The organism is Novosphingobium sp., assembly GCF_965214355.1.
Classification (GTDB): Bacteria; Pseudomonadota; Alphaproteobacteria; order Sphingomonadales; family Sphingomonadaceae; genus Novosphingobium.
The window spans coordinates 2305091-2316934 of the sequence record NZ_CBDCBI010000002.1; the positions used below are offsets into that span (position 1 = coordinate 2305091).

General features: G+C 64.7%; 9 protein-coding genes. 3 read left to right on the forward strand and 6 right to left on the reverse strand.

From position 1 onward, the window contains the following. Nucleotides 1–85: 85 nt before the first annotated feature. The 5 genes from dnaE to ACOOE2_RS10900 form a co-directional block, all read right to left on the reverse strand. The gene (gene dnaE / locus ACOOE2_RS10880; protein ID WP_420383021.1) at nucleotides 86–3676 is read right to left on the reverse strand and encodes a DNA polymerase III subunit alpha; all 3591 of its coding nucleotides are present in this window, start codon (nucleotides 3674–3676) and stop codon (nucleotides 86–88) included. 204 nt (nucleotides 3677–3880) lie between these two features. Beyond that, nucleotides 3881–4369, reverse strand: a complete 489-nt coding sequence (locus tag ACOOE2_RS10885; protein WP_420383022.1) for a glutathione peroxidase — start codon at nucleotides 4367–4369, stop codon at nucleotides 3881–3883. A gap of 13 nt (nucleotides 4370–4382) precedes the next feature. Next, the gene (locus ACOOE2_RS10890) at nucleotides 4383–5057 is read right to left on the reverse strand and encodes an ABC transporter ATP-binding protein (RefSeq protein ID WP_420383023.1); all 675 of its coding nucleotides are present in this window, start codon (nucleotides 5055–5057) and stop codon (nucleotides 4383–4385) included. After that, nucleotides 5050–6291: a lipoprotein-releasing ABC transporter permease subunit gene (locus tag ACOOE2_RS10895; RefSeq protein ID WP_420383024.1), complete on the reverse strand. Its 1242-nt coding sequence runs from the start codon at nucleotides 6289–6291 to the stop codon at nucleotides 5050–5052. Before ACOOE2_RS10895 ends, ACOOE2_RS10890 begins: the two co-directional genes overlap by 8 nt. A gap of 79 nt (nucleotides 6292–6370) precedes the next feature. Beyond that, nucleotides 6371–7846 carry a diguanylate cyclase gene (locus ACOOE2_RS10900; RefSeq protein WP_420383025.1) on the reverse strand — a complete coding sequence of 492 codons (1476 nt, stop codon included), beginning with the start codon at nucleotides 7844–7846 and terminating at the stop codon, nucleotides 6371–6373. A 265-nt stretch (nucleotides 7847–8111) separates the two neighbouring features. Here ACOOE2_RS10900 and purF point away from each other — a divergent pair, with 265 nt between their 5' ends. The 3 genes from purF to ACOOE2_RS10915 all read left to right on the forward strand — a co-directional run bounded on the left by purF (nucleotide 8112) and on the right by ACOOE2_RS10915 (nucleotide 10780). Continuing rightward, nucleotides 8112–9575: an amidophosphoribosyltransferase gene (gene purF, locus ACOOE2_RS10905; RefSeq protein ID WP_420383026.1), complete on the forward strand. Its 1464-nt coding sequence runs from the start codon at nucleotides 8112–8114 to the stop codon at nucleotides 9573–9575. Next, nucleotides 9572–10291, forward strand: a complete 720-nt coding sequence (locus ACOOE2_RS10910) for an SDR family NAD(P)-dependent oxidoreductase (RefSeq protein ID WP_420383027.1) — start codon at nucleotides 9572–9574, stop codon at nucleotides 10289–10291. The genes purF and ACOOE2_RS10910 overlap by 4 nt, the downstream gene beginning before the upstream one ends. A gap of 114 nt (nucleotides 10292–10405) precedes the next feature. Further along, entirely contained in the window at nucleotides 10406–10780 is a 375-nt protein-coding gene (locus ACOOE2_RS10915) for a PilZ domain-containing protein (protein WP_420383028.1), read from the forward strand. Nucleotides 10781–10855: 75 nt separating this feature from the next. Here the strand turns inward: ACOOE2_RS10915 and ACOOE2_RS10920 are convergent, their stop codons facing one another. After that, entirely contained in the window at nucleotides 10856–11830 is a 975-nt protein-coding gene (locus ACOOE2_RS10920; protein WP_420383029.1) for a GlxA family transcriptional regulator, read from the reverse strand. Nucleotides 11831–11844 lie beyond the last annotated feature (14 nt).

The window sequence follows — 11844 nt, forward strand, 5'->3', positions numbered from 1 at the left end:
CTCTTGTGGTCCGGTTTTGCTTGGAGGGCAAATGCTTCAACCAACCGCGTCATTCCCGCGTCCGCGCGAATGACGAAAGTACGCCTTACTCCACCAACCTCAGATGCCGGTCTGCCTTCGCTGTCAGCATCACGTTGGCAAGGCCTTCGATCGGGATCAAGCGCTCGATCATTTCGCTGTCGAGCCGGAAATCCTGGCCCAGCAGCACCCACGGCTCGCGCCTGTCGCCCGTGCGCAAATGCACGCGCACTTCGCCGCGCGCGTCAACGCCGCGCGGCAACAGCATCGCCAGTTCGCCCACTGCCTCGGGCCGCAGGATTTCGCATTGCAGGACCATTTTCGCCGCGCTGGTCACTTGCGACAGCGGCCGCGCGCCGCGGATCGTCACGCGCGGCTGGTCATCCGCATTGGGTCTGTCGATTTCGACATTGAGCAGCACGCAAGTGCCGTCGCGCGCCCATTGCACAAACGGATCGACCAGGCTTTCCTCGAAGCACGAGGCGGAAAACAACCCGCTGGCGTCGGAAAAATCGGCCATGACAAAGTCCTTGCCACGCTTAGTCTTGCGCTTCTGCACCCCCTCGACCATCGCCGCCATCACCGCCGCCGTGCGCCCGGCGGCCGTGCCGCCCGCTGCGGTCAGGCTGGAAAAACTGCGCGCGCCATTGGCGACAGCGATCGCGCGGTATTCCCCGACCGGATGCGCGGCAAAATAGAACCCGAAATTGTCGCGCTCGGCGGCCATCTGCTCGGCGCGGGTCCATGGTTTGGTCTCGGTCAGGCGCGTCGCCTGTTGCGCATGATCGTCCCCGCCAAACAGACCGCCCTGCCCCGATGTGCGCGACCGCACCGCTTCATCGGCAACCGCCATCAGCAATTCGGCATTGGCGATCAGTTGCGCGCGATTGGTCTCCAGCCCGTCGAGCGCGCCACCGGCGGCCAATGCCTCCAACTGGCGCCGGTTCATCGCGCCGGCGGGCAAGCGGCGGAACATGTCGTCGATCGACTGGAACGGGCCGTTCGCCTCGCGCTCGGCCACGATCGCATCCATCGCCTTTTCACCCACGTTTCGCAGCCCTGCCAGCGCATAGCGCACGGCATAGGATTCCTCAGTCTGCTCGACAGTAAATTCCGCCTCCGACCGGTTGATATCGGGGCCGGCCAGCGCGACGCCATTGCGGCGCATGTCATCGACATACACATTCAGCTTTTCCGACTGATGCATGTCGAAACACATCGATGCGGCGTAGAATTCATGCGGATAGTGCGTTTTCATCCACGCGGTCTGATACGCGAGCAACGCATAAGCCGCAGCGTGGCTCTTGTTGAAACCGTACCCGGCGAACTTGTCGATCAGGTCGAACAGCTCGTTGGCTTTGGGCGCTTCGATCTGCGACACGGTCAGGCACCCGGCGACGAACCGCCCGCGCTGCTGGTCCATCTCGGCCTGGACTTTCTTCCCCATCGCACGGCGCAGCAGGTCGGCATCGCCGAGCGAATAGCCCGCCAGGATCTGCGCGGCCTGCATCACCTGTTCCTGATAAACGAAAATGCCATAGGTTTCGGCCAGGATGCCCGCCAGCTTGGCATGGGGATATTCGATCGCCTCCAGCCCGTTCTTGCGCCGGCCGAACAGCGGGATGTTGTCCATCGGGCCCGGGCGGTACAACGACACGAGCGCGATGATATCGCCGAACGCGGTGGGCTTTACCGCTGCCAGCGTGCGCCGCATGCCTTCGGATTCGAGCTGGAACACACCGACCGTATCGCCTGACTGCAGCAACCGATAGACCGCCTCGTCATCCCAGGCCAGCGTCAGCAGATCGATCGTGATGCCGCGCCGTATCAGCAGATCGACCGCCTTGCGCAGCACCGACAGGGTCTTGAGCCCGAGAAAGTCGAATTTGACGAGGCCGGCGTCCTCGACATGTTTCATGTCGTATTGCGTGACCGGCATGTCGGACCGCGGATCGCGATACAGCGGCACAAGCTGCGCCAGCGGCCGGTCGCCGATCACCACGCCCGCCGCATGGGTCGAGCTGTTGCGCGGCAGGCCTTCGAGCTGCATCGCCAGGTCGATCAGGCGGCGCACTTCGGGATCGTTGTCGTATTCGCGGCGCAGTTCGAGCACACCGTTGAGCGCGCGCGGCAGCGGCCACGGGTCGGTCGGGTGGTTGGGGATCATCTTGCACAGCCGGTCGACCTGGCCATAGCTCATCTGCAGGATGCGACCGGTATCGCGCAGCACCGCGCGCGCCTTCAGCTTGCCGAACGTGATGATCTGCGCAACGTGGTCTTCGCCATATTTGGCCTGGACATAGCGGATGACTTCGCCGCGCCGGGTTTCGCAGAAGTCGATGTCGAAGTCGGGCATCGACACGCGTTCGGGGTTGAGGAAGCGTTCGAACAGCAGCCCGAGCCGGATCGGATCGAGATCGGTAATCGTCAGCGACCACGCGACGAGCGAGCCTGCGCCCGATCCACGTCCCGGGCCGACCGGAATGCCCTGGTCCTTGGCCCATTTGATGAAATCGGCAACAATCAGGAAGTAACCGCCAAAACCCATGCGGTTGATGACATCGACTTCGAATTCGATGCGCGCGCGGTATTCGATGACTTCACCCCAGATCCCGGCAGCCTCGAGCGCGGGATAATCCGCCGCCACGGGATCGACATCGGGGCCCGACGTCAGGATCCGCGCCAGCTCCTCATGCGTTTCGGCAGGGTAATAGGGCTCCATCCGCCGCAGCAGACCCACGCGGCTGTCGGTGCCGCACATCCGCGCCTCGCCCTCCTGGTCGCCGGCCAGGCTGGGCAGGATTGGGGCGCGCTTGGGTGGCATCACCGCGCAGCGCTGCGCGATCACGAGCGTGTTGGCGATCGCTTCGGGCAGATCGGCAAACAGCTCGGCCATGACGGCCGCAGGCTTGATCCACCATTCGGTGCTTGAGCGCGGACGGTCCACGCGATCGACATGCGTGCCGCTGGCAATACACAGCATCGCGTCGTGCGCCGGGTAGAAACTGTGCTCGGCAAAGCAGGCCGGGTTGGTCGCGACCAGCGGCCAGTCGCGCGCATAGGCCAGGTCGATCAGCGCCGCTTCGGCGCTGTCTTCGGCCGCATCGCCGCGCCGGGCAAGCTCGATATAGAACCGCTCCGGGAACAGCGTGGCCAGCGTGTCGGCATAGGCCTCGCCCGCTGTCACCTGGCCCTCGGCCAGCAGGCGCGTCACCGCGCCCTCGCCCGCGCCGGTCAGGCAGATCAACCCGTCGCAATGGCCGGTCAGGTCCTCGATGCGGACATGCGCGGCAAATTCCAGCGGGCGACCGAGATGCGCCAGGCTGGCGAGGTGGCACAAGTTGTCGAAGCCGGTTGCGTCCTGCGCATACAGCGCGATCCAGTCGATTGTCGGCGCCGATTGCTGCCCCGGCAGCGCCGATCCGCCGCGTTCGGGCCGCGCCACGGCCAGCATCGTGCCGATAATCGGCTGCACAGCGGCATCCTTGCACGCCTTGGCAAACGCGACCGAGCCGTACAGCCCGTTGCGATCGGTAATCGCCACCGCCGGAAACCCGCGCTCTGCCGCCGTCTTGGCGATGGCCTTGGGGTCGACCGCGCCATCGAGCAGCGTGTAGGACGAATAGATGCGAAGCGGGACGAACGGGGCGTGGGGCATGCAGGGTATATAGGGTAACGCAGCGGGGAACGGGAGGTACAACGACCAGTTATCACCACACGTTTCTGCCCCCCTCCCCTTCAGGGGAGGGGCCGGGGGTGGGGCCTCTCGGCTACAATCCCACGTCGCGATGGTGCCATAAGCGTTGGCGCGTGGGGCGCGGCCCCACCCCAACCCCTCCCCTGAAGGGGAGGGGCTTTCTGGTCAGAGCAGTTTCGCGATGTCTTTCGCGATCGTTGCCGGCTTGTCGAGTGGCGCGTAGCGGGCGACGACCTTGCCGTCCCGGCCGATCAGAAACTTTGTGAAATTCCATTTGATTCCGGTGGTGCCGACAATGCCCGGCGCCTCGGATTTCATCCATTTGTACAGCGGGGTGGTCGCATCGCCGTTGACATCGATCTTGGCAAACAGCGGAAAGCTGACTCCGAAATTGACCTTGCAAAAGCTGTCGATCTCTTCGGCGCTGCCCGGTTCCTGCCCGCCGAACTGGTTGCACGGAAACGCCAGCACTTCAAAGCCTTGCGCTCCATATTGCTGCCACAGCGCCTCGAGCCCGTCATATTGCGGCGTAAACCCGCATTTCGATGCGGTGTTGACCACCAGCAGCACTTTGCCGAGCTTGTCGGCGAGCGAGACATTCTCGCCATTGGGCAATGTCGCGGTGAAATCGGCGATCGTGTGCGGCTGCGCCATGGTTTTTATCCCTTTATTCGAGCACGCCCTCATGCAGGCGCAAAACCCGGTCCATACGCAAGGCCAGGCGTTCGTTGTGCGTTGCGATCAGCGCCGAACTGCCCTGCCGGCGCACCAGGCGCAGCAATTCGTCGAGCACGCGGTCGGCCGTGGCTTCATCGAGATTGCCGGTGGGCTCGTCCGCCAGCACCAGCGACGGGCGATTGGCGAGCGCGCGCGCCACGGCGACGCGCTGTTGCTCGCCGCCCGAAAGCTGGCTGGGCCGATGATCGAGCCGGTGGCCCAGCCCCAGCGTTTCAAGCAGGTCGCGCGCCAGTTTGTTGGCATCGGCCTTGGCGACGCCGGCAATCATCTGCGGCAGCACGACATTTTCCGATGCGGTAAAGTCGGGCAGCAGGTGGTGAAACTGATAGACGAAACCGATATGATCGCGGCGCAGCGCGGTGCGCGCATCGCCCGACAGACGCGAGGCATCGGTGCCGGCGATCTCGATCGTGCCCTGGAACCCGCCTTCGAGCAGGCCGATCGCCTGCAGCATCGTCGATTTGCCCGACCCCGATGGCCCGAGCAGCGCGACGACTTCGCCGGGCTGAATGGCGAGATGCACACCGCGCAGCACCTCGATCGCAACACCGCCCTGGTGGAACGTGCGGCGCAGATCGACGAGACGGACGACCGGATCACTCATACCGCAGCACCTGCACCGGATCGGTACTCGCCGCACGGATCGCCGGGTACAGCGTGGCGAGGAAGCTGAGCAGCAGCGACATGCCGCAGATCACCGCGATCTCGACCGGATCGACCCGGCTCGGCAGATCGGTCAGGAACCGGATCGAAGGGTCCCACAGGTTCTGACCCGTCAGCCATTCGACGGCATGCACCATCGGCTGACGGAAATAGAGAAAGATCAGCCCGATACACAGGCCGGCGCCGGTGCCGACCGCGCCGATCAGCGAGCCGATCACCACGAAGATCCGCACCATGGAGCGCCGCGTCGCGCCCATCGTGCGCAGGATCGCGATATCGCGCGACTTGGCGCGCACCAGCATGATCAGCGATGACAGGATGTTGAACACCGCGACCAGCACGATGATCGACAGCACGACAAACATCGCCACGCGCTCAACCGCCAGCGCCTGGAACAGGCTGGCGTTGAGCGTTTTCCAGTCGCTCAGCACCGCCTTGCCCACCAGCGACGCCTTGATCGGCGCCAGCGTCGCGCCGACAGTGTCGGGATCGGTGGTCGTGACTTCGATCATGCCGATCGAATCGCCGCTCAGCAGCAGCGTTTGCGCGTCGGCAATCGGCATGACGACGAACGCATTGTCGTAATCATAGACGCCGATCTCGAATATGGCGGCGACGCGATAGCCGATCTGGCGCGGCACGGTGCCGAACGGCGTCGAGCGCCCGGCGGGATTGATGATCGTGATCGTATCGCCGACCTGCACACCCAGGTTTTCCGCCAGCCGCGATCCGATCGCGACCTGGCCGGCGCCGGGCTGGATATCCTTGAACGAGCCGGCGGTTTTCTTGGGCGCGAGCCGCGCCAGATCGCCCTGGGTGTTGCCGCGCGCGATAATCGCCTCGACCCGGCCGTTGAACGTCGCCAGCAGCGGCTGTTCGATCAGCGGCGAGGCGCGCGTGACGCCCGGCGTGGCCTCGAGCTTCTTTACCAGCCCCTGCCAGTCTTCGAGCCGGCCGCCATAGGCATTGATCACCGCATGGCCGTTGAGCCCGACGATCTTGTCCATCAGTTCGGCGCGAAACCCGTTCATCACGCTCATCACGATGACCAGCGCGGCAACGCCGAGCATGACCGCAACCAGGCTGATGCCGGCCACCAGCGCGATGAACGCCTCGCTACGGCCCGGCAGGATGTAGCGCCGGGCAATTGTCCATTCAAAAGGTGTCAGGAGCAAACGAGGCGTCACTTTCAAGCGTTGCCGGGGGGTCGCCTGCCTCTACGAGCTACGGCGGCGCGTGGCAATACGATAGGTGTTACGCCGCCATGGCCAGTCGGCTTCGTCCGGCGGCCTTTGCCGCATACAGCGCCTCATCGGCGCGCGACATCGCGGCATTTGCATCGGCGCCGATCACCGCGATGCCGCTGCTGATCGTCACGCAGACGGTGCCAGTCGGTACGGCCATCGTCGTTGCGGCAAGCCGGTCGACCAGCCGTTGCACCACCAGGCACGCCTGGTCCATCGGCACGTTGCGCAGCAGCACGGCAAATTCCTCGCCGCCGATACGCGCAACGACGTCGCTGCTGCGGAACGAAGAGCGCGCAATTTCGGCAAATTGCGCAAGCACACTGTCACCTGCGGCATGGCCAAAACGATCGTTGACCTGTTTGAAATGGTCGAGATCGATCATCGCGAGGCATGCGGCTTCGTCATCCGGGCCCAACGCATGCAACGCATCGAAGAATGCGCGGCGGTTGGGCAGCCCGGTCAGCGGATCAGTCAGCGCGGCGCGGCGCAATTCGTCGATCAGATCGTCGTTGCGTTGCGACACGGCCCGGAAATGCGCGGCGCTTCGGCTTAGCCGGTCGACTTCCAGTCGCCGGCGTGCGCGGTCTGCGACCACCGGCAGCGAACAGCATACGACCAGCCCGGCATACAACAGCGCCATTTCCAACCGGTCTCCCGCCGCGTCCAGCCCCGACGCGAGCGGCCCCAACCCCGCGACAGACATGGGCGCGGCGATCGTCGTGACGAGCAGCGGCATCGCCGTTGCGACCAGCGCGTCAACCCAGATCGCAGCAAACACCGCAAACAGCAGCGGCACAAGCAGCGTCCAGCGCGCATCCTGCAGAAACACGCTCGCGCACACGACCACCATCGTGGCGAAGATCAGAACCGCGATCGCCGCCTTGTGGCGTTCGGCAAACGGCGCACTGAGTGCATCGCCATCGCGCCGCCGGTCGAACACGATCCCGCGCAGCGCTGCCATCCGGCTGGTTATGGTCATGCCGAATGGCAGGATCGCGCCCAGCCCCACGCCGTGCCCCAGCATCCAGCTCTGCAAGCCAGGCCCGAACGCCATGCCTTTGGCAAAATGGGCCACGGTCGCGGCGGCCAGGCCGCTACCCAGCGGAATGACGATCATGATGCCAAGCGCGAACACGGCAATCTTGGTAAACGTGGCAACGGTCCAGGTGCTCTTGAAGATCCGCTGCGCCAGCAGCGCGGCGGCGATCGCTTCGCCGATGGAGGCCGCAGCGAGGACCGGCGCAATCGTCCAGCCGATGCCGAAACAGCCCGATGCCACGATGTGCGCGACCGCGCATGCGGTAATGCCCGCGCGCCAGCGCCTGCGATCGGCCGCGATCAACCAGGCTGCCAGGATGGCGCTCGACAGCCAGACCATCGCGAACCCGCCGTTGAGCCGCACGAACGCACTGGCAAAGACCGCCCCGCCGAAATAGAGCACGGCGACCAGGACGGTTCCGAAATGATTACGTACATTTCCCATGTGCGCATTAGCCATGATTGCAGTAAATTTTAACCTAACGACCGCGCGGAAAATCCATGGCATTTTGGCAAGGAGCGGGCGCAGGCCGCGTGCTTTTGCCGTATCCGGTCAACGGTCCGGGCCAGGTCAGCGCCAGCGCAGTGTCATCATGCCGCCATATGAGCGATTGGCGCCCCTTGCGTTTCGTCGCAAACGAGGCCACATGGCGCCCGGATTGCACAGACCTTTGGTGCTTGCGGATCAATCCCGGACCCATGACACGCCCATGACCATACCCGACGCATTTTACGATGAAAACGGCGACAAGCTGCATGAAGAATGCGGCGTGTTCGGGGTGCTCGGCCTCGACGACGCCTCTGCGTTGACCGCGCTGGGACTGCACGCGCTGCAGCATCGCGGGCAGGAAGCGGTGGGCATCACCAGTTTCGACGGGATCGAATTCTATACGCGGCGCGGCAATGGCCATGTCGCGGCGAATTTTTCGTCGAGCGAGGCGCTGAGCGAACTGCCCGGCAACATGGCGGTCGGCCATGTCCGCTATTCGACGACCGGCGGCGCAGGCCTGCGCAATGTGCAGCCGCTCTATGCCGATCTGGCGTCCGGCGGGTTTGCCATCGCGCACAACGGCAACATTTCGAACGCGATGACGCTGCGCCGCGATCTGGTTACCAAAGGCGCGATCTTTCAATCGACCAGCGACACCGAAGTCATCATCCATCTGGTCGCGACGAGCCGGTACCCCACGCTGCTCGACCGCTTTACCGATGCGCTGCGGCTGGTCGAGGGTGCCTATTCGCTGATCTGTACCACGCCCGAAGGCATGATCGCGTGCCGCGATCCGCTCGGCATCCGGCCGCTGGTCATGGGCAAGCTGGGCGATGCGATCATCTTTGCCAGCGAAACCGTCGCGCTCGATGTGGTCAGCGCCGAATTCGTGCGCGAGATCGAGCCGGGCGAGCTGGTTCAGGTGAGCATGGACGGCCAGATCACGTCGCACCGCCCGTTCCGCAATGCGCGGTCACGGATGTGCATTTTCGAACACGTCTATTTCAGCCGCCCCGACTCGATCATCGGCGGGCGCTCGGTCTATCAGGTGCGCAAGGCGATCGGCGAACAGCTCGCGATCGAGGCGTCGATCGATGCCGACCTGGTCATTCCCGTGCCCGACAGCGGCACGCCGGCCGCGCTGGGCTATGCGCAGCAATCGGGCATTCCGTTCGAACTGGGCATCATCCGCTCGCATTACGTCGGCCGCACGTTCATTCAGCCGTCGGACGGCAAGCGCCATGCCGATGTGAAGCGCAAGCACAACGCCAATCGCGCATTGGTAGCGGGCAAGCGCATCGTGCTGATCGACGATTCGATCGTGCGCGGCACGACCTCGCTGAAAATCGTGCAGATGATGCGCGAGGCCGGCGCGAGCGAAGTCCATTTCCGTGTTGCCAGCCCGCCGACCGAACATTCCTGCTTTTATGGCGTCGATACGCCCGAGCGGTCGAAACTGCTCGCCGCGCGGATGGATGTAGAGGAAATGGCCCGGTTCATCCAAGCGGACAGTCTGGCATTCGTGTCGATCGACGGATTGTACCGCGCGGTCGGTGAAGCGCAGCGCAATGCCGCACGGCCGCAGTATTGCGATGCGTGCTTCAGCGGCGATTATCCCACGCGGCTCACCGATCTTGGCGACCGCGAAGCCGCCGTGCGCGGACTGGCGACTGTCGACGAATGACTGGCGCTCTGACAGGCAAAGTCGCGCTGGTGACCGGCGCGAGCCGGGGCATCGGCGCCGCAACCGCGCAGGCGCTGGCTGCGGCCGGCGCGCATGTCATTCTCGTCGCGCGGACGGCGCGCGATCTGGAAACGGTCGAGCAGGCGATCTTCGACGCCGGCGGATCGGCAACGATCGCGCCGTGCGACCTGGCCGAGCCTGACGCGATTTCGCGGCTGGCAACGGCGCTGGTGGGCCGCTGGAGCGCGCTCGACATCATGGTGATCAATGCCGCAGTCCTGCCTGTGCTGACCCCTGTATGGCAGATCGAGCCGCGCGATCTCAATCGCGGACTGTTGCTCAACGTCGCTGCGACCCAGGCGCTGATCGCCAGTTTTCACGCCATGCTGCGCAAAAGCGCCGGCGCGCGGATCGTCGGCGTGACCAGCAGCGTTGGCGCCCAGGCGCGCGCGTATTGGGGCGCCTATGGTGCATCGAAAGCGGCATTCGACAATCTGCTCGACGCCTATGCGCAGGAAGTGCGCGGGATTTCCGACATCCGCGTGGCGATCGTCGATCCCGGCGCGACCCGCACCGCGATGCGTGCCAAGGCCTATCCCGGCGAAGACCCGGCCAGCGTGAAATCGCCGGACATCGTGGCCGCACGGATTGCCGCGCTGGTGGCTGAGGATTTCGCCAGTCCGCATCGCGAACGTATCGAAACACCGGCGAATTGATGTGGTATCAGGCTGATTAACCAGCCTGGCTGACCTGCGGTTAACACCGCACTGGCAGAAATACGGACTTCCGAGCGCACCGCCCGTGATCGGGCAGACAATCGGGGTCGGTTTATGAACAACACCACCTGGAACGATAGCCGGTTTGGTCCGGGCAGCTACGAACACGCTTCGCAAGAGGACCGCAGCACGCCGCGCATGCGTGTGCATTTCGGCGCCTCGGTGCGCCCCTCCGGCGTGCGCGGATTTCAAACGATCGTGCGCGACCTGTCGCTGGGCGGCTATACCGCCGTGTCACCCGCACGGCTGGATGTGCACAACTTCTGCTGGCTGGCAATTCCGGGATTTCCGGCAATGCAGGGCGAAGTGATCTGGTGGGACGCTGGCCTGTTCGGCGTCGCGTTCGGGACGCTGCTCGACCTGTCGACATTCAACGCGATCATCGCATACCAGCGCAGCGGATCGGGGGCGGATGATCTGGTGGTTTAGAGCGTGACGCTCTGAGCTGTCACCTCCTGGTGATCCGGATCAATTGCGGTAGCCACGAAACCCATTGCTGACAGATCATCGGCTCCCGTTTGTTGGCGTGGCGCGACTGCGACGGCGCAGGGCTTGCGGCGGATGGCCATAGATCCTCAGGCACACGCGGCGCATGCGCTCCATGTCGCCAAAGCCGACCTGCAGCGCGATCTGGTCGAGCGGCTCGGTCGTGTTTTCGATCTGCGGCAACGCTGCCTCGCAGCGCAGGCGTTCGACCGCGCGCGCCGGGGTTTCGCCGGTTTCGGCAGTGAACTGACGCGCGAACTGACGCGGGCTGATCCGCACGACTTCGGCCAGTTGCTCGACCGACAGCTTTTCGCGCAAGTGTGTCCGCGCATACGCCAGCGCATCGCGGATGCGTCCCGGCCTGGGCTCCAGCTCGAGCAGCGTCGAGAACTGCGACTGGCCGCCGCTGCGCCGGTGATAGACGACGAGATCGCGCGCAATCGCTTTCGACGTGGCGCTGCCGCAATCTTCCTCGATCATCGCCAGTGCGAGGTCGATGCCGGCGGTGATCCCGGCCGAAGTCCAGACTTCGTCCTCGCGCACGAAGATACGATCTGCATCGACCTTGATCGACGGATAGCGCTGCTGGAGTTCGCCCGCGCAGCGCCAGTGGGTCGTCGCCCGTCGCCCGGCCAGCACCCCCGCCGCGGCGAGCAGAAAAGCGCCGGTGCAGACGCTGGCGACGCGGCGCGCGCGCGGCGCCCACGCGCGGATAAGCTCAGCGGTTTGGGACTGATCGTCGAGGATTGCCGGGCTCTGCGCACCGACCACGATCAGCGTGTCGAGATGGCCGAGCGTGGCCGGTGCGACAGTGGCGATCGTCACGCCCGCCGCGCCCGACACCAGCCCCCCGGCGGCCGAGACGATATGCACGTCGTACCGGGCCTCGTGAAAATCACTGGCCAGCGCGAACGCGCACAACGGTCCGCCAAGATCGAGCAGCTCGAAACCGGGAAATACGAGAAACCAGATGGCGCGGCCGTATGTCGGCATGTCAGGACCTTCGT